Source organism: Actinomycetospora sp. NBRC 106375, from assembly GCF_030269665.1.
GTDB lineage: Bacteria > Actinomycetota > Actinomycetes > Mycobacteriales > Pseudonocardiaceae > Actinomycetospora.
Genome location: NZ_BSTS01000029.1, coordinates 1 through 24204, shown reverse-complemented (window position 1 = coordinate 24204; position 24204 = coordinate 1). Strand labels below are relative to the sequence as shown.

General features: G+C 73.5%; 24 protein-coding genes and 1 pseudogene. 7 read left to right on the top strand and 18 right to left on the bottom strand.

From position 1 onward, the window contains the following. Positions 1–29 precede the first annotated feature (29 nt). Both QSK03_RS30235 and QSK03_RS30230 read right to left on the bottom strand, forming a co-directional pair. Complete coding sequence (locus QSK03_RS30235; protein WP_285659308.1) at positions 30–464, bottom strand: FmdB family zinc ribbon protein; 435 nt, start codon at positions 462–464, stop codon at positions 30–32. A 45-nt stretch (positions 465–509) separates the two neighbouring features. Then, positions 510–1328, bottom strand: coding sequence for an N-acyl homoserine lactonase family protein (locus QSK03_RS30230; protein ID WP_285659307.1), 819 nt, complete (start codon positions 1326–1328; stop codon positions 510–512). Positions 1329–2071: 743 nt separating this feature from the next. On the opposite strand from QSK03_RS30230, the gene QSK03_RS30225 reads away from it, so the two are divergent. Beyond that, the gene (locus tag QSK03_RS30225) at positions 2072–2926 is read left to right on the top strand and encodes an MmyB family transcriptional regulator (protein WP_285659306.1); all 855 of its coding nucleotides are present in this window, start codon (positions 2072–2074) and stop codon (positions 2924–2926) included. A 38-nt stretch (positions 2927–2964) separates the two neighbouring features. Continuing rightward, positions 2965–3927 (top strand): SMP-30/gluconolactonase/LRE family protein, encoded by a 963-nt coding sequence (locus tag QSK03_RS30220; protein ID WP_285659305.1) that lies wholly within the window; start codon positions 2965–2967, stop codon positions 3925–3927. A 59-nt stretch (positions 3928–3986) separates the two neighbouring features. Here the strand turns inward: QSK03_RS30220 and QSK03_RS30215 are convergent, their stop codons facing one another. The 5 genes from QSK03_RS30215 to QSK03_RS30195 all read right to left on the bottom strand — a co-directional run bounded on the left by QSK03_RS30215 (position 3987) and on the right by QSK03_RS30195 (position 11816). Then, on the bottom strand, positions 3987–4724 hold the full coding sequence (locus tag QSK03_RS30215; protein WP_502872238.1) for an alpha/beta fold hydrolase: 738 nt from the start codon (positions 4722–4724) through the stop codon (positions 3987–3989). A gap of 131 nt (positions 4725–4855) precedes the next feature. After that, complete coding sequence (locus QSK03_RS30210; protein ID WP_352232076.1) at positions 4856–5293, bottom strand: SDR family NAD(P)-dependent oxidoreductase; 438 nt, start codon at positions 5291–5293, stop codon at positions 4856–4858. 655 nt (positions 5294–5948) lie between these two features. After that, positions 5949–9338 carry a thiol reductant ABC exporter subunit CydD gene (gene cydD / locus QSK03_RS30205; protein WP_285659303.1) on the bottom strand — a complete coding sequence of 1130 codons (3390 nt, stop codon included), beginning with the start codon at positions 9336–9338 and terminating at the stop codon, positions 5949–5951. Then, complete coding sequence (gene cydB, locus QSK03_RS30200) at positions 9335–10384, bottom strand: cytochrome d ubiquinol oxidase subunit II (RefSeq protein ID WP_285659302.1); 1050 nt, start codon at positions 10382–10384, stop codon at positions 9335–9337. The genes cydD and cydB overlap by 4 nt, the downstream gene beginning before the upstream one ends. A gap of 31 nt (positions 10385–10415) precedes the next feature. Beyond that, entirely contained in the window at positions 10416–11816 is a 1401-nt protein-coding gene (locus QSK03_RS30195) for a cytochrome ubiquinol oxidase subunit I (protein WP_285659301.1), read from the bottom strand. A gap of 238 nt (positions 11817–12054) precedes the next feature. Here QSK03_RS30195 and QSK03_RS30190 point away from each other — a divergent pair. Then, positions 12055–12309: pseudogene (locus tag QSK03_RS30190) on the top strand (cbb3-type cytochrome c oxidase subunit I); the annotation flags it as partial. Here the strand turns inward: QSK03_RS30190 and QSK03_RS30185 are convergent. The 9 genes from QSK03_RS30185 to QSK03_RS30145 form a co-directional block, all read right to left on the bottom strand. Next, positions 12260–13099, bottom strand: coding sequence for an FAD:protein FMN transferase (locus QSK03_RS30185; protein WP_285659300.1), 840 nt, complete (start codon positions 13097–13099; stop codon positions 12260–12262). The pseudogene QSK03_RS30190 and the gene QSK03_RS30185 overlap by 50 nt on opposite strands. Beyond that, entirely contained in the window at positions 13096–13551 is a 456-nt protein-coding gene (locus tag QSK03_RS30180) for an FMN-binding protein (RefSeq protein ID WP_285659299.1), read from the bottom strand. The genes QSK03_RS30185 and QSK03_RS30180 overlap by 4 nt, the downstream gene beginning before the upstream one ends. Positions 13552–13590: 39 nt before the next feature. Beyond that, positions 13591–15018, bottom strand: a complete 1428-nt coding sequence (locus tag QSK03_RS30175; RefSeq protein ID WP_285659298.1) for a ferredoxin reductase family protein — start codon at positions 15016–15018, stop codon at positions 13591–13593. A 149-nt stretch (positions 15019–15167) separates the two neighbouring features. After that, on the bottom strand, positions 15168–16592 hold the full coding sequence (locus tag QSK03_RS30170) for a HAMP domain-containing sensor histidine kinase (RefSeq protein ID WP_285659297.1): 1425 nt from the start codon (positions 16590–16592) through the stop codon (positions 15168–15170). Further along, positions 16589–17308: a response regulator transcription factor gene (locus QSK03_RS30165; protein ID WP_285659296.1), complete on the bottom strand. Its 720-nt coding sequence runs from the start codon at positions 17306–17308 to the stop codon at positions 16589–16591. Before QSK03_RS30165 ends, QSK03_RS30170 begins: the two co-directional genes overlap by 4 nt. A gap of 16 nt (positions 17309–17324) precedes the next feature. After that, complete coding sequence (locus QSK03_RS30160; RefSeq protein ID WP_285659295.1) at positions 17325–17912, bottom strand: hypothetical protein; 588 nt, start codon at positions 17910–17912, stop codon at positions 17325–17327. Positions 17913–17920: 8 nt separating this feature from the next. Next, positions 17921–18481, bottom strand: a complete 561-nt coding sequence (locus tag QSK03_RS30155; RefSeq protein ID WP_285659294.1) for a DUF2231 domain-containing protein — start codon at positions 18479–18481, stop codon at positions 17921–17923. Positions 18482–18535: 54 nt separating this feature from the next. After that, complete coding sequence (locus tag QSK03_RS30150; RefSeq protein WP_285659293.1) at positions 18536–19498, bottom strand: M56 family metallopeptidase; 963 nt, start codon at positions 19496–19498, stop codon at positions 18536–18538. A gap of 4 nt (positions 19499–19502) precedes the next feature. Next, positions 19503–19850, bottom strand: a complete 348-nt coding sequence (locus tag QSK03_RS30145; RefSeq protein ID WP_285659292.1) for a BlaI/MecI/CopY family transcriptional regulator — start codon at positions 19848–19850, stop codon at positions 19503–19505. A 246-nt stretch (positions 19851–20096) separates the two neighbouring features. Here QSK03_RS30145 and QSK03_RS30140 point away from each other — a divergent pair, with 246 nt between their 5' ends. Together QSK03_RS30140 and QSK03_RS30135 are read left to right on the top strand one after the other, a co-directional pair. After that, positions 20097–20624: a universal stress protein gene (locus tag QSK03_RS30140; RefSeq protein WP_285659291.1), complete on the top strand. Its 528-nt coding sequence runs from the start codon at positions 20097–20099 to the stop codon at positions 20622–20624. A gap of 87 nt (positions 20625–20711) precedes the next feature. After that, the gene (locus QSK03_RS30135) at positions 20712–21356 is read left to right on the top strand and encodes a response regulator transcription factor (protein WP_285659290.1); all 645 of its coding nucleotides are present in this window, start codon (positions 20712–20714) and stop codon (positions 21354–21356) included. 346 nt (positions 21357–21702) lie between these two features. On the opposite strand, the gene QSK03_RS30130 is transcribed toward QSK03_RS30135, so the two are convergent. Further along, the gene (locus QSK03_RS30130) at positions 21703–21891 is read right to left on the bottom strand and encodes a hypothetical protein (RefSeq protein WP_285659289.1); all 189 of its coding nucleotides are present in this window, start codon (positions 21889–21891) and stop codon (positions 21703–21705) included. Positions 21892–22571: 680 nt separating this feature from the next. On the opposite strand from QSK03_RS30130, the gene QSK03_RS30125 reads away from it, so the two are divergent. After that, positions 22572–22778 (top strand): DUF1918 domain-containing protein, encoded by a 207-nt coding sequence (locus QSK03_RS30125; protein WP_285659288.1) that lies wholly within the window; start codon positions 22572–22574, stop codon positions 22776–22778. Positions 22779–23407: 629 nt separating this feature from the next. Here QSK03_RS30125 and QSK03_RS30120 read toward each other — a convergent pair. Continuing rightward, complete coding sequence (locus tag QSK03_RS30120; RefSeq protein ID WP_285659287.1) at positions 23408–23668, bottom strand: SHOCT domain-containing protein; 261 nt, start codon at positions 23666–23668, stop codon at positions 23408–23410. A 181-nt stretch (positions 23669–23849) separates the two neighbouring features. Here QSK03_RS30120 and QSK03_RS30115 point away from each other — a divergent pair. After that, positions 23850–24204: alcohol dehydrogenase catalytic domain-containing protein (locus tag QSK03_RS30115; protein WP_285659286.1), on the top strand; the 355-nt coding region annotated here is incomplete at its 3' end.

Genomic DNA, 24204 nt, shown 5'->3' with positions numbered 1-24204 from the left:
TCGAGCTTCTTCTCGCATCCGGGAGTCGTCTATTCCTGGTCATGGGTCGCCAGCCGCGAACGCCCCGCCTCTGTCACCGCCTCGCGCGTGTCACGATGCGTCTCGGCCCTCGTGGCGATCTCCCTGTAGGTCAGGGGACTGTTTTCGAATATCCCCTCGTGTGCGGCGACGGCATCGCGGCGCTCCGCGTGTTCGGGATGCACGGACTCGAATTCCTGGCGTCGATCGAGAGCGTGCCGCCAACGCGTGAGGAGTTCACGGTTGCCGCGATCCACCCCCTCCCACGAATGCGGAGCTGCCGACATCGGGGGAGGTGGTGACGTCATGCCCTTCAGCGCCGGCGCAGCCGGTCGGCGGGTCGTGACCTCACCGCAGGTAGGGCAGTAAGGATTGGCGCTCCTCCAGCTGGGCATGAGCACCTCGAAGCGCTCACCGCAGACGCAGGCGTAATCGTAGAGTGGCACGGGCGTCTCCAAGTTTCCCGGTACTGACATGCGTCGGGCGGCCGCCTATGTGTAGTACTCGTGAGGGCCGAGCCGCAGCTGATGCAGTTGGTCAGCCGAATGCCCGAAGACAATCGTGGCGTTCGTCTTCTCTTGGATCGCACGGATCTTCTCGACGGAGCGGAACCACGCGATGCTGTCGTAGACGATCCCAGCAGCGATCGCGGGGGGACCGTAGGATTCCTTCAGATACAGTGAATCGGAAGCGAAGATCATGGTGCCCGAGTCTGCGAGATCGACCTGAAGTGCCAGGGTGCCCCAGGTGTGGCCGGGTACTTGCAGGAGCGTGATCCCGGGAAGGATCTCCGTGTCCTCGTTGACGGTGTCCAATGCCAGGTTGTCGTAGTCGGATCGGAGGTAGCCGCCCATGCTGTGCCCGTCGAAGGAGAGGGCGCCTGCCTTCTCGGCCTCGTCGAGAATGATCTTCGTGCCGGCGCCCTGCCACAGTCTTGCGTTTCCCGCGTGGTCGAGATGCAGATGTGAGAGCAGGAGGTAGTTGATTTCTCCAGGCTCTAGGCCGAGCTGGCGAAGACGAGAATCGAGCCACATCTCGTCGGTGGTTGCGTCGACAGGGAACACCTCGTCGAAGCCGGTCGGCGCCCATCGTGTCGCCCAGTCCCGCGGGACGCCGGCATCCCACATCAATTTCTGCCCCGCGGGATGCTCGATGTACACGACATGAGTAGGAATCTCGACCCAGTCCCTCGTGCGGATCGGCTGGGATCGTGACGCCATACGATTCGGGTCGATGAGCAGCCACGTCAGATCGCCGTGCATCGTGCCGGTCGGCAGGATGCTCAGCTTGATCTTGTCGCCATGAGTCATGGCCATTCTCCTCGTTGGGTACGGCATGACACCCCGGTGCACGCGAATCGGCGGCGAAAGGGGTGGTGACGTTGGTGAGAACAAGGTGGTGGCGGGCTGCGCGGAACAGGGGAGGAGGGTCTCGTCGTTCCGGCCGCGGGCATGCCGTCACGGCGATCGTGAGGCCATCTGCCACGTCTCGCGCGCGAGGCCCGCGCGACGGCGGCTCACGCGGTTGCAGGCGGGCACGAGGCTCGGGATGAACAACCGCGGTCGCCGATGTCGGCGGGAAGGACACCAGCACGGGACCTGTCGCGGGTGCGCGCGCGACCGATGGTTCGGAAGCCCCAGGACATTCCGGCGTCGTCGATATTCGGCACTGGCGATCTCCCTTGATCTCGTTCACGGGGCAGCGCTCGCTGTCGGGCGCGCGTCCGCTGACGTGTCAGGGAGAGGTCCCGTGTGTGTCGAGCCGTGGAGCGGGCTCGATCGGGGACGCTCTGTGCCGTGCGGGCGGTGAGTCCTTGCTTGATCGTTCGTCACCGATCGCGTGCTGTGACGTGGCACGCGTTCCGTTTGAGAGCATCAGACTCCGGATTTGTTCCGGCTTTGTCAAGCTTTCGTTGCGCGACGCCGTTCGACGTACCAGCGCTTCTCTGCTCGCCAGGTCCGCGACGGGTTCGCGGTACGCCTCGCCGACCGACGGCGAGCGTGGACCAGACAGGTCCTGGTTGTCCGGCTCGGGAATGATCACGCTGGAGGCCATGGATCGCGCCGTGCTCGGGGACTTCCTGCGTCGTCGACGGGCCCTGCTGCAGCCCTCGGACGTCGGGATGCCGCAGGGATCCCGACGGAGGACGCCGGGGCTTCGGCGGTTCGAGGTCGCGCAGCTGGCCGTGATGTCGCCGGACTACCTCGCCCGGCTCGAGCAGGGTCGGGGCGCGGTCCCGTCGGCCGCGATGGCTGCTGCCCTCGCTCGTGCCCTCAGACTCAGCTACGACGAGCGCGACCACCTGTTCCGGCTCTCCGGGCTCCCGGTTCCGACCGGCGTCGGGCGCGACGAGCATGTCGGTCGGGCGCTCCTGCGTCTGCTCGACGATCTCGGGACGCTGCCCGCGGTGATCGCCTCGGACCTCAACGTGGTCCTCGCGCAGAACTCCTTGGCCGACGCTCTCCTGGGAGAGCAGGCCGCACGGCGCGGCTATGCCCGCAGCTGCACCTACCGCTGGTTCACCGAGCCGGCCTTTCGCGCTCGGCAGCCGGTCGGTGACCACGAGAAGGAGGGCCGCGCCCAGGTGGAGGACCTCCGCGCCACGGTCGCGGCGCGACCGGGGGATCGCTTCGCCACGGGGCTGGTCGCAGCGCTGCGCTCCGCGAGCTCGGAGTTCGAGCAGTTCTGGACCGAGCACGATGTCGCCGTCCGGCGGAGCGAGCGCAAGCGCATCCGCCATCCGGCGGTCGGGCTCCTCGAACTGGACTTCGACGTCCTGGCGACCACCGCGGGCCAGCGGCTGATCGTGTACTCACCCGCCCCGGGCAGCAAGGCAGTGGGCCAGCTCGAGCTGCTCGCGACGCTCGGTCGGGAACGGTTCGCCCACGAGACGGAGAGGGGTCGGTGACGATGCGTGCGTCCTCCGTCGGGCGGAGCTGGTCGTCAGTGCTGGGTGCAGCGGTGGTGGTGGCGGCCACGCTCGGCGCGGTCGCGTGCGTGCCCGGACCGCCGCCGCTGACACCGCCTTCGTCCGAACTCACGGGGCTGGCCAATGTGCGGGTGCTCGCAAGCTTCGATCGGTCCGCCGGGCAGAACGCTGAGAGCGTCGCGCCCGACGCCGACGGCGGGGCGATCGTGGGGATGGTGCGGGCCCGCCAGGTCGTCCGTGTCGGGGCGGACGGCGGCATCGAGGTCCTCGTCGCCATGCCCGCGCCCGCAAGCCGCACCACACCGGTGGTGGAGACCGCTCAGGTGACCGGGGTGGCGCGCGACGCGGACGGCACGGTGTTCTTCCTCTACGCGGCGGGGCAGGGCGGCCTGACGGGAATCTGGCGACTCGTGCCCGGCTCCACCGAGCCCGAACTGATCGTCCCCATGCCGGCCGACACCTTCCCGAACGCGCTCCTCATCGACGGGCCCGGGGACCGTTTCCTCGTGACCGACTCGACCGGCGGGCGGGTGTGGGAGGCCCCGCGGGTCGGCGGTCGAGCGTCGGTGTGGAGCGCCGACCCGGCCCTGGCTCCGTCGCGGTTCTTCGGGGCGAACGGACTGAAGCTGCACGCCGGAGCAGCATGGGTGAGCAACTACGACGCGGGCACGATCGTGCGCATTCCGTTGACACAGACGGGTGCGTCCGAGGCGGGCGTCGTCCGTGCCGCGGGTCTCCCCGGCGTGGACGACTTCGACTTCACCGGCCGCGGCGACGAGATCCTCGCGGCGATCAACGACACGAGCGAGCTCGTCAGGATCGGGGCCCACGGCAGCCGCCGAACTCTGCTGGACGGTCGTGACGGCCTGCAGGGCACGACGGCCGTGGTGGTCCGGGGGGAGATGGCCTTCATCACCAACGGTGCTCTGCGAGCAGGTGACCGACCCGCACTGCGCATCGCACACCTCGTCGGGGGATGACGACGGCCGTCTCGGCCCGCCGCGCCCCACCGCCGCTGCGATGCGCCGGGATGTCGACGTCACGGGTCGTCCGCCAGGAAGGGCCGGAGATGATCGAGGAAGGCGGCGGGTTGCTCCTCGGCGGGAAAGTGACCGGAGTCGGCGACCACCATGGTGCGCACGTCGGACGCGGCGCGCGCCAGGGCCCGGCCCACGTGATCCCGCAGAGACAGCTCTCCACCGACACCGGCGACGGGCATCGTGAGCCGGCCGCCGTCCTCGAGCCACGCCGCGGTGACGCGGCCGTCTCGCAGCAGCGTCCGGTAGTGGGCGAAACTGCGGTCGAGCGCGGCCCGCCCCCGGTAGGGGGCGGTGGTCGCCGCGATCTCCGTCGGGGGAAAGGCGTCCTGGCGGGCGGCGAGACGACCGAACCACCAGGTGAAGAACTCCTCCTCGTGGCCCGCGACGAGCATGGCCGGCACCTGAGGGGTCATGAAGAACCCGTGGTGCCACCGGCCCCCGCGGGCCACATCCATGGCCTCCTCCAGGCCGAGCCCGGGCAGACCGGTCTCGACCACGGCGAGCCGGACCACGTCGTCGGGGTGGGATCTCGCCCAGGCCAGAGCCACCATCCCGCCGATGTCGTGCCCGACCACGCGTAGCGGCTCGTTGCCGACGAGCTCCCCGACCACGGGCCGCAGCGCGTCGACGACCGCCTCCTTGTCGTCGTGCCCGTCCGGCAGTGCGGCGGAGTCACCCGTACCGGGCAGGTCGGGGACGATGACCGTGTAGCCGGACGACGCGAACGTCGGCGCCACCGCCCGCCAGGCCCTCGAGGTCTGCGGCCACCCGTGGAGAAGAAGCAGGGGTGGTCCGTCCCCACCCACCAGCGCCGTGATGGTCCCGCCCACCGAGGTGCGGACGTGTCGGCGTAGCGCGACGGGCGGCGTCACAATCGCCGTCCCGCGAGCGCTCCGCCCTCGACCGGCAGCAGTGCGCCGGTGACGAACGACGCCTCGTCCGAGAGCAGCCAACGCACCATCCGGCCGACATCGACGGCCTCCCCGAGCCTGCCGAGCAGGTGCAGTCGTCGCACGCGCTCCTGCGCGGCGGCGGAGTCGACCGGACCGTGCGCCGCGACCTGCATCGGCGTGCGGATGATCCCCGGGAGGACCGCGTTGACCCGGATCCCGCGGTCGGCGACCTCGACGGCCGCGGCGCGGGTGAGGCCGCAGATCGCGTGCTTGGACGCGATGTAGCCCGCCTGGTCGAGCGCGCCCGTCTCGCCGAGGGCCGAGCTGGTGTTCACGACGGAGCCGCCGTTGCTCATCGCCGGGAGCTGGTGCTTGAGGCAGTGGAAGACGCTCAGCGTGTTGACGCGGCCCAGCAGGGATACAGGAGTCCACTCCTGCCGTATGTCGGACTGATCTACACACTTCCACAGGTGTTCAACTTCGTAGTTTCTTTCGCAATCTTTGCAGCTATTGGCTGGCCGTTGCTTAAGGACATTTTGGCAGAGATTGGAGTAAGGCCACGACTGCTCTGGTTCCGGGACGTCGGGGGAGCACTCTCAAGCCGGAGACAGCACGCGCCTTCAGGTGACTGAGGTGTGGAGCGCACGGTGTGCAGCAGACGATGCGGCAACGGTCGCGGCTCACAACCCGACAAGCCTCATTATTCGCGTGGAGGAGAGTGCATGCGTCCGCCGCTGGTCGGGCGGCCAGACTTTCTTGGGACCAGCTTGGGACCACACGACCTGCGCATGAGGACGCGACACCTGCACAGTTGATGCCGTGGGTCCACCCCTACACACGGCCTGAGCAGCCAAAACTGCATCCTCGCCGTCCTGGGGGTCAAGGGGTCGCAGGTTCAAATCCTGTCGTCCCGACGCACTTCACGGGCCGAGGGATCTCCATCGGAGGGGTGGGCACGGAGCTGTAGGTGGTGCTGGCGACGGCGCACCGTAATCGACCCGCAGACCCTCGGCCCACGGCGGGCGGTTCGCTCGTCATGCGCGTCGAGTGTTCGTAGGTCGGCGGACGTCAGGCGCCGACGGTCCGTTTCCCGGCGATCGTCACCACCGGCAGGTCCGGGAACTCGGCCGGTCGGTGGGACACGACGATCGCGGTACGTCCGCGAGTGATCTCGGCGATCTCGGACGCCAACCCCGTCGCCGTGGTGGCGTCCAGGTGGGCGGTGGGCTCGTCGAGGGTGAGCACCGGGCGGTCGGCGAGCAGCACGCGGGCCACGGCGAGGCGCTGACGCTCCCCGCCGGACACCGGGCCGCCGTGGTCGCCGAGGGTGGTGTCCAGGCCGTCGGGAAGCGACGCGAACCAGTCGCCGAGCCGAGCGTGCCGGACCGCGTCGAGGAGGTCGTCGTCGGTCGCGTTGGGCCGGGCCAGGCGGAGGTTCTCCCGCAGGGTGCTGTCGAACAGGTGCGCCGCGGGGCCGCACCAGCCGAGGCGGGCGCGCACGTCGTCGGCGGCCATGGTCGCGGTGTCGTGACCGTCGAGAGTGATCTCGCCTCGGGCCACGGGCAGTGTGCGGGCGACCGCGGCGAGCACCGTGCTCTTCCCTGCCCCCGACGGACCTGCCAAGACGAATCGCTCGCCGGGGGGGAGCGCGAACGACACGTCCCTGACGGCCTCGACCGTCGTGTCCGGCCACCGCACGGCGACGGACTCGGCCGCCACACCGGGTTCGGTGGGGACCGGAGCCGGGTGCGCCGGGTCGGTGACCGGGGCCGGCGCCGCCTCCAGGTCGGCCAGGCGCCGGGCCGCGGGCACGGCCTCGGCGAGCCGGGCGGCGGCGTCGGGCAGCCCGGCCACCAGTTCGGCGGCGGCGAGCGGGGCGAGGGCGAGCACGGCGAGGGCGGTCGGGGCGAGTCGGCCGTCGGCGAGCGCGAGCACCCCCACGACGGTGGCGCCGAGCATCGCCGCACCGATTCCGACCACCCCGAGCCCCGCGCCGACGCCGGCGCCCCCGGCCTGGGCGACGAGACGCCGGGCCAGGTCGTCGTCCGCGGCGGCGAGCCGGCGGCGCATGCGTGCCGCGGCACCCAGGACGAGGAGATCGGCGGCTCCGTCGAGCAGCTCCAGGGTGCCGCCGGCGACCGCGGCTCGGGCGGCCGCCGTCGAGCGCGCGGCCCGCCGTCCGGCCAACACGCCGAGCACGGGCGCCACCACACCGGCGAGCACCAGGCCGAGGGCGAGGGCCAGGGCGGCCTCGGGCAGGAGCCACGCGAAGAGGCCGACCAGTCCGGTAGCGACGAGCAACGCCGAACCGGCCGGGACGAGACCGCGGACCAGGACGTCCTGCTGGGCATCCACGTCGCCCGTCAGCCGGGCGAGCAGGTCGCCTCGGCGTTGCCTGGCGGTCGTCGCGGGCCCGCGGCGCACGAGGGCCTGCCAGACGCGCACCCGCAGGTCGGCGCCGAGGCGCAGGGCAGCGTCGTGGGACACGAGCCGTTCGAGGTAGCGCAGGACGCCCTTCGAGAGCCCGAAGGCCCGCACCGCGACGATCGCGACCATGAGGGTGAGCAGCGGCGCCTGCAGCGCCGCCGCCGAGATGAGCCACGCCGAGGTGGCCGTCAGTGCCACGGCGCTGCCCAGGGCGCCGGCCCCGAGCAGGACCGCCAGGGCGAGTCGGCCGCCGTGGGGGCGGGCCACGGCGGCGAGCCATCGCAGGGCACCCCGGTTCCGGGAGGGCGCGTCGGACACCGCGGGTGCGGGCTCAGTCGCCGATGCGGCGATCACCGTCGACGTGCTGGCGGCTCGCGCGGGCCCGAGGACGGATTCCGTCGCCGGGGCGGCGCGCGCCGGTAGGTCGACGATCCGGTCGGCCGTCGCGAGGACGTCCGCGCGGTGGCTGACGACGATCGCGCTGCGGCCGGCGAGCGCGCCGGGCAGGGCGGAGAGCAGCGCCGACTCGGTGTCGGCGTCGACGCCCTCGGTGGGCTCGTCGAGCAGCATCAGGGGCCGGACGGTGACGAGGGCGCGAGCGAGCGCGACCCGGCGTTGCTGGCCGGTGGACAGCCCGGCGCCCCGCTCGCCCACGGGCGTGTCCGTGTCGAGGTCGACCTGCGCCATCTGGGCGGCCTGCTCGACCGCGGCGTCGGAGGCGGCGGGCGCGCCCAGCCGGATGTTGTCGGCGACGGTGCCGACCACGAGCACGGGCCCCTGGGGGACCCAGGCGATGCGGGCGCGCCACGCCTCGAGATCGAGGTCGTCGAGCGCCACGCCCCCGACGGTGACGCGTCCCCGGTCGGGGCGACGCAGACCGGTGACGAGGTCGAGCAGCGTCGACTTGCCCGCCCCGCTCGGCCCGCGCAGCCCGAGGACCTCGCCGGGGCCGACCGTGAGGTCGAGGTCGTCCAGCACCGGGCCGCCGCGGCCGTCGACGCCGACGTGCTCGAGGCGCACCGGGACCCGGGACGGGTCGGGGGCGGGCCGCCGCGCGTCGGTCGCGGTGGCGGCCGGCGGCATTTCCAGCACCGCGAACACATCGTCGGCCGCGGCGAGACCCTCGGCGCTGTCGTGGAAGCGGGCCCCGACCGCACGCAGCGGCAGATAGATCTCGGGCGCCAGCATGATCACCAGCAGGCCGGTGGTGAGGTCGAGACGGCCCTCGGCCAGGCGCAGGCCCACCGAGACGGCCACGAGGGCGACCGAGAGCGAGGCGAGCACCTCGAGCACGAGCGCGGACAGGAACGCGACCCGCAGCGTGCGCAGCGTCGTGCGCCGGTACTCCTCGGCGAGGGCGCGCAGCCGCCCGGACTGCCGTCCCGCGCGGCCGAAGGCGACGAGGACGTCCAGGCCGGACACGAGGTCGAGGAAGTGGTGGCCGAGCACGGCGAGCGCGCGCCAGCGCCGCTCGGTGTCGTCACGGGTGCGCAGCCCCACCAGCACCATGAACAGCGGGATCAGCGGGACGGTCACCGCCACGATCACCGCGGCGATCCAGTCGGCGGTCAGCAGCCGGACGCCCACGAGCAGCGGCACCGTCGTCGCCAGCAACAGGGTGGGGAGGTAGCGCCGCAGGTAGCCGTCGAGGCCGTCCACGCCGCGGGTGGCCAACGTGCCGAGCTCGCCGGTCGAGGGCAGGCGGGGGTCGCGCGGCCCCAGGCGCAGAACATGGTCGACGAGGTCGGCCCGCAGCTGCCGGATCACCCGGGCGCTCGCCCGCACCGCGGCGGTCTCGGTGGCCCAGCCCAGCAGCGCGCGCCCGGCGACGACCGCCGCGAGACCGAAGAGGAGCACCGTCAACGCGGTCAGCGGGGCCCGGTCGAGGAAGGCCCGGGCGACCACCCGCGAGAGGAGGTCGGCCTGGGCGACGACGAGGGCCGCGGTGGCCACGCCCGCCGCGGCCGTGAGCACCACAAAGGTGCGGGCTGGGCGGACGTGGCGCAGCAGCCGCGGGTCGAGCGGCTTCACCGACGGACCTCGGGACGGCGCTCCCGCGCGGGGAGTCCCGACGCCGGGGGGATGTCGTCACGGGTCAGGCGCCGCCGGAACACCCAGTAGCTCCAGGCCTGGTAGGCCAGCACGACCGGGGTCACCGCGAGGGCCACCCACGTCATGATCTCCAGTGTGTAGGGCGTGGAGGCGGCGTTGGTCGTGGTCAGCGTGCCGGCCGGGTCGGTGGACGAGGGCAGCACGTCGGGGTAGAGCGAGCCGAAGAGCGTCACGGTCGTGGCGACGATCGTGAGCGCGGTCAGGGTGAACGCCCACCCCTCCCGCTGCCGCCCGACCAGCAGGACGGCGCCGACGAGGGCCAGCGCGGCGAGGCCGGCGCTGAGGATCGTCCAGTCCTTGCCGTGGGCCAGCTCGGTCCAGACGAGGAAGCCGGCCGCCACCGGCACGGCGCCCACACCCAGGCGCAGCGCGGTCCGGTGGGCCCGCACCCGCAGGTCGCCGTCGGTCTTGAGGGCGACGAAGACGGCGCCGTGGAGCAGGAAGACCAGCAGGGTGGTCAGGCCCCCGAGCAGGGCGTAGGGGTTGAGCAGGGTGAGCAGGGTCCCGGTGTACTCGTGCTGGGCGTCCAGAGGCACGCCCGCCACGATGTTCGCGAACGCGACACCCCAGAGCAGGGCGGGCACGGCCGACGTCGTGACGATGACGGCGTCCCAGCGGCGGCGCCACGCGTCGTCGTCGACCTTGCCGCGGTACTCGAAGGCGACACCCCGGCCGATGAGCGCCACGAGCATGATCAGCAGGGCGAGGTAGAAGCCGGAGAACAGGCTCGCGTACCACTCGGGGAACGCCGCGAACGTGGCGCCGCCGGCGACGAGGAGCCACACCTCGTTGCCGTCCCACAGCGGGCCGATGGTGTTGACGACGCGGCGGCGGTCGGTCTCGTCGCGTCCGAGCAGGGTCAGCAGCGAGCCGACGCCGAAGTCGAAGCCCTCCAGGACGAAGTAGCCGGTCCAGAGCAGGGCGATGAGCAGGAACCAGATGTCGGTCAGCGCGAGGCCGAACATGATGTCCTCGGGGGTCTCGGAGGGCCGGGGATCAGTACGCGACGGCGAGTGGGCGCGGGGCCGACTCGGCCGGCATCGCCTCGTCGGGCGGCGGCAGCGGATCCGGGCCCTTGCGGGCGTAGCGGACCAGCAGCGTCACCTCGACCACGGCGAGCACGCCGTAGAGCAGGGTGAAGACGATGAGCGAGGTCGCGACGGTGGCGGGGCCGACCGACGGGCTGACCCCGTCGGCGGTGCGCAGCGTCCCGTAGACGGCCCACGGCTGGCGGCCCATCTCGGTGAAGATCCAGCCCACCGAGTTGGCCACCACCGGGAACCCGATGCCGGCCAGAGCCGCCCAGGTGAACCACCGCGAGGCCGGGACCCGCCCACCCCGCTGCATCCAGAGTCCGGCCAGGGCGAGCAGCAGCGCGAGCGCCCCGAAGCCGATCATCACGCGGAACGTCCAGTAGGCGATCGGCACGTTGGGCGTGTAGTCGCCGGAGCCGAAGCGGGCCTCCTCGGCGCGCTGCACGTCGTTGATGCCCTCGACGGTGCCGTCCGGATCGCCGGTGGCCATGAACGAGAGCACCTTCGGCACGCGGATGCTCCAGACCTCCTGCGAACCGTCGAGGCTGCCGACGGTGAACAGCGAGAACGAGGCCGGCGAGCTGGTGTTCCACAGCGCCTCGGCGGCGGCCATCTTCATCGGCTGCTGCTGGGTCATGAGGCGGGCCTGGAGATCGCCGGTGACGATGACGCCGACACCCGCGATCAGGACGGTCACCAGCGCGAGGCGCAGCGAGGAGCGGAACACCCGGACCTCGTTGTGCCGCGCCAGGTGCCAGGCCGAGATGCCGAGGATGAACATCCCCGCGGTGAGGAAGGCCGCGGTGATGGTGTGGGTGAAGGCGCCGACCGCGGTGGAGTTCGTCAGGACCGCGCCGAAGTCGTGCAGCTCGGCGCGCCCGGTGACGGGGTTGACCGCCGAGCCCACCGGGTGCTGCATCCACGAGTTCGCGGCGAGGATGAAGTAAGCCGAGAGCATCGTGCCGATCGCGGCCAGCCAGATCGTGGCCAGGTGCACCCGCTTCGGCAGCCGGTCCCAGCCGAAGATCCAGAGGCCGAGGAACGTCGACTCGAGGAAGAAGGCGAGCAGGCCCTCGATGGCCAGCGGGGCGCCGAAGATGTCGCCGACGAAGCGGCTGTAGTCGCTCCAGTTCATGCCGAACTGGAACTCCTGGACGATCCCGGTCACCACGCCCATGGCGAAGTTGATCAGGAACAGCTTGCCCCAGAACTTGGTCATGCGCAGCCAGCGCTCGTCGCCGGTGCGCACCCACGCGGTCTGCATGCCCGCGACCAGCAGCGAGAGGCCGATCGTCAGCGGGACGAAGAGAAAGTGGTAGACGGTGATCACGCCGAACTGCCAGCGCGCCAGGTCCAGCGCCATCTCGAGTGCCTCCCCGCGTCGGGCCCCGCTCGCCGCGGGGATCGCCGACGACGGTGGCCGAGGGAGACGCGGGTGATCAGGGCCCAAGGTCCTGTTCGACGTCCCGGCGCCGCCGGGTCTTCCGGGCCCCGCTCGCCCTGCCCGCCGGAGTCGCTCGACGCCGACGCCCGCCGCGAGTTGCTGACCGACCTGCGAGCGAGATCGACGACCCGGACGGCTCGGGCGTCCGGGCCCCTCGCCTCTCCACGCCCCGCGCCGCCCGTTCCGGGGCTCGGCGTTCGCGCACTACCTCCGGACGACGGATCCGAAGGACATCGCGATCCTGTACCTGGTGACCTCGTTCGCGTTCTGCATGATCGGCGGGCTGATGGCCCTGCTGATGCGTGGCGAGCCGGCGCAGCCGGGCCTGCAGTTCCTGTCGGTGGAGCAGTACAACCGGCTGTTCACGACGCACGGCACGATCGTGCTGCTGCTCCACGCGACCCCGATGGTGGCGTCCGGGCCGCCGGTACCGACGTGATGGTGCCGTCGTCCGCCACGACGAGACCCGTCCGCCCGACCCGGTGCCCGAGCCAGGCGGCGGCGTCCGCGCCCCGCGCGAAGGCGGCGGTGGCGTCGACGTCGGCGACGGTGAGGCTCCCGGCGATCACCGTCACCGACGCGACGCCGACGGGCGGAAGACCGGTGCGTGCGTCGACGACGTGGGCACCCCGGTGCGCGGTGCCGGACGTGGCGACGGCGCCGTCGCGGATCGGGACGACCGCGAGGACGCTGCGGGTGTCGTGCGGGTCCTCGATGCCGACGCGCCACGGAAGGTCGGGGTCGAGGGCTCGCCCGAGGACGTCGCCGCCGGCACCGAGGCAGAAGTCGGTGTCGTCGAGCGCACGCAGGGCCGCGGCCGCACGCTCGACCGCCCAGCCCTTCACGACGCCGCTCGGGTCGAGGCGGCGCCGGCCGTCCGGCCCGTGGCGCCACGCAGAGAAGGCGCCGTCGGAGGCCCGTTCGGCACGGTCGGCGAGCGCCAGCACCTCGCCGACCTCGGCCAGCACCGCCGGGTCGTCCGGGGCGAGCTCACCGCGGTCGAGCCGGGAGACGATCGAGTCGGACCGGTAGGTGCTGAAGACGCGGTCGGCGTGGCCCAGCGACGCCATGACCGCGCGCCACGCGTCCCGACCGCTGGCGTCGTCGGCGTGGCGTCCCCGCAGGGCGAGGCTGATCGGGAGGCCCATCACGTGCTCGACGTACCGGGTGACCGGCGGCGCTGCCGACGCACCGGCGGTCACGCCGCCCGGGCCTGGTCGAGGGCGCTCTGCAGCGAGTCGAGGTACCCGGTGCTGGTCACGGTGGCGCCGCTGACCATGTCGATGTCGGCACTCTGGGCCTGCACCGTCTCGTCGACGAGCTGGGGGATCGCGTCGGCGTTGATCTCCCGGTCCTTGCCGTTGCCGTCCGGGTACTGGACGACGTCGACCGCGGTGATGCGGCCGCTCGCGACCGTGACGCGGGTCTGGACGGGTCCCCAGCGGGTGCTGGCGGTGCTGCCGGTGAAGGTCCCGTTGGCGGCGGCCGGAAGGGCCGTCGACGAGCCCGCCGACGACGTCGCCGGGGTGCTCGGGGCGGCGGCCCGGGCGGTCGTCGTGGTCGCTCCGGTGCCGCCGGCGGCGGCCTCCTCGCTCGAGGGGAGCGTCGAGGAGGTCGAGGTCTTGTAGCCGAAGAGCAGGACCACCGTGCTCACGGTGGTCAGGAACCACAGCAGGATGCGGCGCAACGCGGGTCACCAGCCGAAGGTCTCGGAGTGGACACGGTCGGTCGGGGTGCCGGCCGCGCTGAGGGTCTGCCGGACGAGACGGGTCCACGGTTCGGGGCCGCAGACGTAGACGTCGCGCTCGGCGATGTCGGGTACGCGGGCGAGCAGGGCGGTGAGGTCGTCGGTGTGGCGGAGAGGGCCGCCGACACCGTCCCCGAGCCAGGAGTCGCTGGCCCGCCGGGGTCCGGGCAGCGGGATCAGCCCGATCCCGCACTCCCGGGCGAGGACGGTGAACTCGTGGGCGAAGAGCGGCTCGTCGGTGAACCGGTGCAGGACGACCACGTCACGCCCGGCCTCCCCGAGCTCCTCGGCGAGAGCCCGCAGCGGCGTGATGCCGACCCCGGCGCCGACCAGGGCCACGCGCCCGTTGCTCCCGGCACGGTCCGCGAGCCGTCCGAAGGGGCCCTCGACCAGCGCCCGGGTGCCCGGGCGCAGCCGGCGCAGGGCCCGACTGCCGTCGCCGAGGTCCTTGACCGTGATCCGCAGGCTCCGCCCGTCGGGTGCCGCGGACAGCGAGAAGGGATGCGCGCGGGTCCATCCCGGGCCGGTGAGGAAGCGCCACCCGAAGAACTGGCCCGCCCGGACGTCGAGCTCGGCCAGGTGCTGCCCGCTGAGGTGGACCGACACGCACCCGTCGCCCTCGTCGACCACCGACGTGACCACGAGGCGATGGCGCAGGCTGCGCCGCAGCGGCAGCGCGATCCGCCAGAGGAGCACCGAGCCGGCGGCCAGCGCCCACAGCGTCCACCAGAAGACCGTGCGTGCGGTGGACTCCAGGAACTCCTGGCCCGTCCAGAGCTGGTGCGGCAGCGCGAGCCCGACGCCCAGGTAGGCATAGAGGTGCAGCAGGTGCCAGGACTCGTAGCGCAGCCGTGACCGCGCGGCCCTGACGCTGGTGATCACCACCATGACCAGGCACGCGGTGCCGGCGACGGCGAGCAGCATGCCGGGGTAGTCGACGGTGAGATCCCAGGCCTCGGCGGGGACTCGGGCGAGATCCCCGGCGGCGTAACCCCAGGTGATGAGCCCGATGTGGGCGAGCATGCCCGTGAAGGAGGTGAAGCCGACGAGTCGGTGGATGCGCGCCAGCCGGTCCTGCCCGAACGCCTGCTCGAGCAGCGGTACCCGGGCCATGAGGATCACCTGCACGAGCAGGAGCACCGAGGCGAGCAGTCCGGTCAGACGACCCAGCGAGTCCAGACCGGTCGCCCAGCCGCTCAGGTCGGAGAGACCGCCACCGGTGGCCCACCAGAACGCCACCAGCGTGAGGGAGGCGCACACGAGCGCCTCGGCCGCGGTGCGGAGCCGGCGGTCGCGGGCCGCGGGGGTCGCGCCGGCCGCGTGGCGGGTCGGGCGGGTGGCGCGGGGGACCGGGCGCCCGAGGGTGGCGGTCACCAGCGCCGCCCGGCGTCCTCGGACGCGGGGACCTCGTGGGGGTTCATCGATCACCTCGGGGGCGGTGGTGCGGGGTAGGTGATCCCCACCGTGGTCGCCCGGGGTGAAGCGTCGACGTGACGCGGTTCGGAGTCGGGTAAGAAGGGCCGCTACGCGGGCGACGGTGTGCCGTCCGGGCGCTCGGCGGGAAGCAGCCGCCCGGCGCCCACGGAGAAGCCGACCGTCGTCCCGCCGCCGGGCGGGGTGGAGACGAACGCACCCCCGCCGTGGCCTTCGGCGACGTCACGCACGATCGCGAGGCCCAGCCCGGAGCCGGGGAGGCCACGGGCCGAGTCGGCCCGGTAGAAGCGGTCGAAGACCCGGGCCGCGTCCGCCGGGGCGATCCCGGGCCCGCGGTCGGTGACCGTCGTCGTGCCCGCGCGGACCCGGGCCAGGATGTCGCCGCTGCCTCCCGCATCGAACTTGACCGCGTTCTCGAGCAGGTTGCCGACCGCACGTTCGAGCGCTCCGCGCTGACCGCGGATGCGGGAGCCGTCGTCGTCGACGGTGATCGCGCGCCCGCTGCGTCGCTGCACGCGCTCGGCGACCAGGCGCACGACATCGCCGAGGCCGATGTCCTCGTCGGGCTCTTCGCTGCGCCGCGAGAGGGCGAGCTCGACCAGCTCGTCGACGAGGTCGGACAGCTCGCGGGTCTCGCCCTGGATGTCGCGAACCAGGCGGTCGCGGGCGTCGGGCGAGAGCTCACCGAGACGGCGCAGGACGCTGGCGTTGGTGCGCAGGCTGGTCAGGGGGGTGCGGAGCTCGTGAGCGGCGTCCTGCACGAGGCGGTCCTGGGCGTCCCGGGCCGCGCCGAGGCGGGCGAGCATGGTGGTGAACGAGGTCGCGAGCCGCCCGACCTCGTCGCGACCCGAGACCGGCACCGCGACGTCGATCCGCCCGTGGTCGGCGATGTCCTCGGCGGTGGTGGCGAGCCGCACGAGCCGACGGGTGATGCGCCGCGCGAGCAGCCAGCCGGCGCCCGCGGCGACGACGGTGACCGCGAGACTGATGAGCGCGATCTCGGTCGCCAGCCCGCCGAGGACGCGGCGGGAGAGGTCGATGTCGACGGCGACCTGCACCGCGCCACGGCCGTCGCCCAGCGCGGTGGTGCGCACCCGGTAGGCGCCCCGGCCGAGGTCGATCTCCGTGGTCGCCGTCCGGCCCGCGGCGCCGGAGGCGGCGAGCCCGCGGGTCGCGTCGTCGACGGGCAGCCGCACCCGGCGGCCCCCGAGGTAGGTGGCGGTGCCGTCGGGAGCGATCCGTTGGGCGGTCAGCGTCGGGCCTTCGCGGCGCGGATCCGGTCCGCCCGGCTCGTCGCCGTCGAGGCCGTCGCTGTCCGTGGGCTGCGTGGGCGGGAGCGCGGACAGGACCGCGGTCTGACCGTCGATCAGCGCGGTGGTCGCCGCGGCCAGCGAGCGATCGCTCTCGTCGCTGATGCGCTCGCCCGCGGAGTGGTAGCTCAGGACGCCGACCAGCCCGGCGACCACGGCGGCGACGAGCGCGAACGCCAGGGCGAGGCGCGTCCGCAGGCTCACGGCCGGCGCACCGCGTAGCCGACCCCCCGCACCGTGTGGATCAGCGGCGGAGCGCCTGCCGCCGCCAGCTTGCGGCGCAGGTAGCCGACGTAGACGGCGAGGTTCTTCGAGTCGGCTCCGAAGTCGTAACCCCAGATCCGGTCGTAGACGGTGCCGTGGTCGAGGACGATGCCCTCGTTGCGGACCAGCAGCTCCAGGAGGTCGAACTCGGTCTTCGAGAGCCTCAGCTCCTCGTCGCTCCACCACGCGCGACGCGCCGCGGGGTCGACGGCGAGGGCCCCCACCGTGAGCCGGGAGCCGGCGCCGCCGTCCGCGGTCTCCTCGGGGGCGTAGGCCGCGCGGCGCAGCAGCGCCCGCAACCGGGCCAAGAGCTCGTCGAGCTCGAAGGGCTTGGGCAGGTAGTCGTCGGCGCCGGCGTCGAGCCCGGCCACACGGTCGGGAGTCTCGACCCGCGCGGTGAGCATGAGCACCGGGGTCCGGTCGTCCTCCGCGCGCAGGACCCGGCACACCGCGAGCCCGTCGACCCCGGGCATCATCACGTCCACCACGAGCGCATCGAAGGCGTCGCGGCGGACGCAGGTCAACGCCTCCACGCCGTCGGCGACCGCGGCCACCTCGTAGCCCTCGAGCTCGAGGGCGCGAGCGAGGGACTCCCGGATGGCGCGGTCGTCGTCGGCGACCAGGACGCGCAGCGGCACCGGCCCCTCCTGGGTCATGCCGCGCCGCCGACGCTCACGGCGCGTCCTGGGGGCCGGGGTGCTGCGGTGTCTCGCCGGGGCGCCGAGGCAGCGCGGCCCCCAGCAGCCCGTGGCGACGCGCCTGCGAGACGAGTCGCGCGGCGTGTGCCCGGCTCACCCCCAGGACGCGTGCGACGGCGGCGGTGGGCGCCTGCTGCTCCCGGGCCACCGCACTGCTCAGCGCGGCGCGGTAGACGTGGGCAACACAACCCAGCACCTCGGCCTCGGCGTCGTCGAGCGGCAGCGGACGACGCACACCCTCGCCAGGGGCCGGGCCGGGCGTTGGTGGCGGGTCGGCGGAGGCCAGTTCGTCGAGGGCGAGATCGAGGCACCGCCCGAGCGGGACGTCCCGCAGGACGTCGGCGTCGAGGGGAGGCCCGTCCGGTGCTCGCTGCACCTCGACCGCCGTGAGCTGCCACGCCTCGGGCGGCGTCGCGGTCATCGTGAGCAGGACGCGGTGTGGCGACGCGCGGTCGGAGATCCCGACGAGAGCCTGGACCCGCGCCGAGGAGCCTGCCGCGGTGTCCGCCTCCAGCCGCGGTCCCCGCCAGAGCACGGCCGCCGAGAGTCGCCGCGTCGTCATGGTCGGCGTCACCCGTCGTCATCGGGCCGCGGAGGTCCCGGCTGCTGCAGCGGCGTCGGGCTGAACTGGCCGGTCCACGCCGCGCGCGAGCCGGAGTCGCCGATCTCGTAGGTGGTCACGGTCGCGCCGACCGCGACCACGACGGCGAGCACGGCCAGCACGAGGGAGACGACCCGCCCGCCGCGTTCCCCGGTGCGTGCGTGCGACCGGGGCCCCGGGACGTCCTCCCCTGCGCGGGCCGTGCGGTTCGCGAGGACCTCGCGCGCGCCGACCGCGATCCCGACGAGGGCCAGGCCGATGGCCCACGGCAGCAACCCGTCGCCGAGCTCGGTGTGCGCGCGCAGCAGTTCGCTCTCGGGCAGGCGGTGCTCGAGCCACTCGCCCGCCTCGGTGGTCAGCGGGACCGCGACCAGCGTCACGACGCTGAGTACCGCGGCGGGGATCGCGAGCCGGCGTCGCGCGGCCGGCCAGAACGCCACCAGCACGATCACCAGGGAGGTCAGCGGCACGAGCACGACGACGGCGTGCACGAGCAGGACGTGGGCGGGCAGCCCGTTCACCGTGGTCACGGTCGGCCCCTCTCGACGGTCGAACTACTACCGGAGCGTAGTAGTCCGCCGCGGTCACCCCACCGGGGCGGTGCCGAACAGGTCGCCCAGGTCCCACGCGGCGTGGACCGCGCCCGCGGCGGCCAGGGCGGCGAGGGCGAGCACGACCACCGCCACGAGCAGCGCCGGGACGACGCCGGACCCGCGATCGTCGCCCGCGAGCAGGGCCGCGACCCGACGGGGCACCGGGCCGGTGGTGACACCGAGCGCCAGGGACGAAGCCGGGAACGCCGACGCCACCGGGCGGGCGTGCGACGTCCGCGCGGACAGGGCGGCCCGCCCCACCGCGCGGCCGACCAGCTCGCGGTCGGCCATCCGGCGCGCGGCACCCTCGTCCGCGCACCGCTCCGCGGTGTAGACGAGCTCCTCCCACCACGGCCGCAGCAGGGGGTTCAGCGCCACGGCCAGCCCGGCGACCGCGAGGTGGCGGTGGTGACCCCGGTCGAGGTGTTCGCGTTCGTGGGCGACGACCGCGTCGTACTCTCCGCGGTCGAGGGCCTCGACGAGGCCGCGGCTGACGACCACGCGTCGAGGGCAGCGGCGCCACCCCGGGGCGGCGACCGCGAACACGCGGCCGTCGTCGATCAGCGCGACACCGTCCTCCGGCCGTCCCGACGAGCGGAGCGCGTCGTGGACCCGGCGCCGGCGCCGGCGCCGACCCCGGCACTCGCGCACCGTCCGCACGAGCACGACGGCCAGGGCCACGGCCGCGGTCACCCCGACCGGGACCGCGCCCGGGGCGGCGTGACCGCTCGGGGAGGTCAGGGGAGACGCCTGCCCGAGCTGGGCCACCCCGACCGCGACGAGCATGACCAGCGACGCCGTGGTCGCCACGGCGGCCGCGGCCATCGAGATCGTCAGCAGGACCAGGACCGGCCGGGGATCGACACGGTCCGGGAGCCGGCGCAGGGTCGCCGTCACCGCCGGGAGGGCGAGCACCGACGAGAGCAACCAGGGCGCGTAGACGGCGTATCGCATGTCCTCACTCACCCAGCAGCCGGCGCAGGACGGCTTCGTCGTCGTCGGACAGGTCGTCGACGAACCGGGACAGCACGGTGTCCCGATCCGGTCCGTCATCGAGCACCCGGCGCATCCGCAGGGCCGCGAGACCGGCGTCGTCGCTGACGGGACGGTAGGCGAAGGCCCGGCCCCGGCGCTCTCGCGCCAGGATCCCCTTGGCGTGCAGCCGGGCCAGCGTCGTCATCACGGTGGTGTACGCGAGCTCGTCGCCGAGCGCGGCCCGCACCTCGCCCGGCGTCATCGCCGCGCCCGTGCGCAGGACCTCCAGCACCGCCGACTCCAGCTCGCCCCGACCCCGTCCCTCACCCATCCGGCCCCCTGTCCGCGAGATCCCGACGGTAGTCGCCGGCGCCCGGAGGGTCGTGACGGTCCTGGTCGCCACGTCCTGGTCGCTACGTCGGCGTACGGGATCACCCGGGTGCTCGGTCCGCCGGCTCGCCCCCGCCCGGGCACCCGGGACCTCGGACGTGCCCTTCGGCCCTGGTCCGGGGGTCCCGTGGGCGCGACCGTCGGAGTCGACGTCCGTGCGGCGGGCCGAGCGACAGGAGGAACGGACGTGAGCACCACGGAGACCACGACGCAGGCCGTCACGGCAACGACCGGGGAGCGGCACCGGCCGACGGTGGTGGTCGGCGTCGACGACTCGGCGGGGGCACGGGCCGCGCTCGCCGACGCCATGCGCTCGGCCGCGCGCCGGGACGCCCTGCTGCGGGTGGTCGCCGTCTACGAGCCGCCGGAGTGGCGCCTCGGCCCGGCGTTCATGGTGCCGCTGCCGAGCCGCCGGGAGATCGAGGAGTCGCTGGTCGACCGCACACGCGCGATGGTCACCGATCTCGCCTACGAGCTCGGCGGCGAGGGCCTGCGCCGCCCGGAGATCGACGTGGTGGCGGTGCCCGGCCATGCCCCGGAGGTCCTCGTCGAGGCCGCGCGGGGCGCCGACGAGCTGGTCGTCGGGCACCGCGGCCGGGGCGCCGTCGCGAGCACCCTGATCGGGTCGGTCGGGTGGGGCTGCGTGCTCCACGCGCCCTGCCCGGTGCGGGTGGTGCCCGACACGGCCCGGACGGGGTCACCGTCGGTCCCGTGATCGTGGGGACGTTCGACCCTGTCACCTCGTCCTGATCGCGACGAGGATGGATCGTCGTACCCGCGCTGCCGCAGAGAGGAGTACACCGTGATCACGGTGTTCCTGGTGGATGATCATGAGGTGGTCAGGCAGGGCGTCGCGGCGCTGCTCGACGCTCAGGACGATCTCGAGGTGGTCGGCGGTGCTGGATCGGTCGCGACGGCGCTGGCGCGCATCCCGGCCCTGCGCCCGCGGGTCGCCGTGCTCGACGTGCGTCTGCCCGACGGCACGGGCATCGAGCTCTGCCGCGAGCTGCGGTCGCGGATGCCCGAGCTGAAGTGCCTGATGCTGACGTCCTTCACCGACGAGCAGGCGATGTTCGATGCGGTGCTCGCCGGCGCGGCCGGCTACGTCATCAAGGACGTGCGCGGCAACGACATCGTCAACGCCGTCCGCGAGGTCGGGTCGGGTGGCACCCTGCTCGACGGCCGCGCCGCCAGCGCGCTCATGGCGCGGTTGCGGACCCGCAGCGAGACCCCGGACCCGTTGGCCGAGCTCACAGCGAAGGAACGCGAGGTGCTCGACTACATCGGTGAGGGGCTGACCAACCGAGAGATCGGCCATCGGATGTTCCTCGCCGAGAAGACGGTGAAGAACTACGTCTCCGCGCTGCTCGCGAAGCTCGGGATGCAGCGCCGTGTGCAGGCGGCCGTCCTCGCGAACAAGGTGCGGTCCGGGGAGGGTCGGGACTGAGCGTTCGTGCGTGCCCGGAGGATCGTCACTCCGGAGCACGCCGCTGGACGGCGCGGCGGATTGCCCGCCGTCCGCACGGTGGGACTCTGGGGCAGCAGGGGGCCGGTGTGACCGGGGAGGTCACGGGCGGTCCGCGGGGTGGGGGGTCACGCCGGGAGCGACGTCGAGATGCGGGGAACCGAGGTCCTGGTCGTGTTCGAGAGCGATCTCGTCGCGGCCCCGCACGTCCGGCGCTGCGTCGAGGAGATGCGCGCCTCCGGCATGCCGCTCGTCGTGGAGCCTGCGCTCGTCGACGGTGGGCCGTGTTCGCCCTGCCGCCTGCACCTCGGTGGTGCGCTGTCGTTCTTCACGAGCTGTGGCGCGGCCCTGGTCCTCGCCGCCGCCAGCGGGCCCCTGCCGGCGGACCTTCCGCCTCGACCTGGCGCAGCTGGAGTTCCTCGGTCTGCGGGGGTGCGATGCCGTGCTCAGCGGTACCCGCGACCTCCGCGAGCACGGCGGAGTGCTCGTCGTCGAGCATCCGCGGGTCGCCGTGCATCGCGTCCTGCGGCGTGGACTGGTGGGAGCGCAGAACGTGTCCGTCGAGTGACGGTGCGTGCCCGGGACGTTCGGCCCTGCCGACGGACGGCTCGTACGACGGAAGGTGGACGTGAGCGCGGGCGGCCGCGCTCGACCTCATCCCGACGAACAGGATGCGATGACCACACAGCTCCCCCTCCGTACGGGGCCACGTGCCGCGAACGACGGGGAGACCGTCGCCAGCACCGGGGGCGGGAGATCCTTGGGCGGAGTTGCGACCGGCGGGTGATCGTCCGGGTGCGGAGCGCGACCATGGGGTCATAAAACCGTCGGGCTCATCCCGACCCCGGCGGCAACCGGACCGTCGGTCGCCCCGCCTCCCCCCGCGGAGGCGGCCGACGGTCCCGGCTCGCGACCCCCGACAGCCGACGCCCTCAGACATCGGGGGCTGACGTCGTCGCGCGGGCGTCCCCCTGCCCCGCCGCCTCGGTCCGCCGCCGCTCGACTGCGATTGCCGCGACATCCGCTCGGTCCCGATGCCGCGGTGCCGCCTGCCGTCGGGCGGGACGCTGGTCGCGTTCGACGGCCGGGGAAGGAGCCGAGGGGCCCACCACGCACGAGCCGGAGGTCCCTGGTCCGGGGGTGGCGGCGGCCCGACGCTCGGATCGGCGTGATCGGCGAGGCGGAGGAGGTCCGGAGATGCACGCACGGGTCGGGAACTGGCTGATCGTCGAGGGGCTGACCGACGAGTCGCCGCGTCGGCAGGCCCAGATCGTGGCGGTCGACCACGCCGACGGCAGCCCACCGTTCTGGGTGCGGTGGCTCGGTGACGAGCACACCAGCCTGGTCTTCCCGGGCCCGGACGCCCGGGTCGAGGAGCACCCACGACACCTCGGCACGCCCTGATGCCCCGGGAGCGCTGCCGGGCGGCGAAGCACGCGGGCGTCAGCGCCGGTCGTGGTCGACGAGGCCGAAGCGGTGCCGCCACACCTCGGCGGATGTGAGCTCACCTGCCGCGGCGTACCGCAGCACGTCGCGCCGGGCGATGAGGCCGCCGAGCTCCCCGCTCTCGACGACGGGGAGGGCGCGTAGACCGTTCGACGAGCAGGGCCTCGGAGACCGACGTGTCGGGCCCGACCCGCACGACGAGATGACTCAGTATGTCTCGCACCTTCACGGGGAACCTCCTGGGTCTCGGGGCCCCGCCCGTGGTCGGCCGAGGCCGCCAGCAGCCTCTCGGCGTCCGACCCGAGCTCGGCGACGCATCGCGGCACTCTGCGCCAGGATGAACGCCCAGGATCCGAACGCCACCGTGACGCGGTCCGCGACCCGCTCGCCGAGCGTCGCGCCCCCGTGGCGCAGCTGGTTCGCGGGGTGCCGGTAGCGCCCGACCAGCGGCCGCGGTGCGCGGCGAGCCGGTCGGGGACGTCGGACACGGACATGCCGACGAGCGTTGCCCCGACGCCGGCCGGCCCGGGAGCGTCCGGGGTCCCCGGGGCGGTGGGCCGATCGTCCCGCGCCGGGCGGGACCGGGGTCAGCCGCCGGTCAGCACGCGGCGACGCTCGGCGTAGTCGTCCGCGTCGATCTCGCCGCGCGCGAAGCGCTGGTCGAGGATCTCGCGGGCGTCGGGCGCGCTCGTCGCCGGCCCGAGGGCGTCCGGCGGTGTGCCCGGTCCGGCCCGCCACCAGCGCGCCACCCCGAGCACGACCACGACGACCAGCACCCACCACAGGACGGCGCTCACGCCCATCAGCGGCCCCATCCACGCGCCGCCCCAGCCGTAGCCCCACATCATCGTGTCCTCCTCGCCCGTCCGACCGGTACGGGCCGGACGATCGGTGCCGGCGCGCGTCGCGGGGAGTGCCTGACGACCCGTTCCGGGGTGACCACCGGCGGGCGCCCGGCGGGTCCCGCGGCCCTGGTCCTGCCCCGACGAGAGCGGAACCTCGGGACGTGACGACCGGGAGGGGAGGCGCATGCGGGCGTTCAGGGTGCGGCGGCTGGGACCGGCGGCCGACGGGCCGCTGGAGAGGGTCGTGGAGGCCGTGCCGACGCCGGGGCGGGACGACCTGCTGGTCGCCGTGCTGGCGTGCGGGGTGTGCCGGACCGACCTGCACGTCGCCGAGGGCGACCTGCCGGTCCACCGCCCCGGTGTGGTCCCCGGGCACGAGGTGGTGGGCCGGGTGGAGCGGGTGGGCGAGGAGGTCACCGGGTTCGCCGAGGGCGACCGGGTCGGGGTGGCGTGGCTGCGCCACACCTGCGGCACCTGCCGGTACTGCCGGCGCGGGGACGAGAACCTCTGCCCCGCCTCGCGCTACACCGGCTGGGACG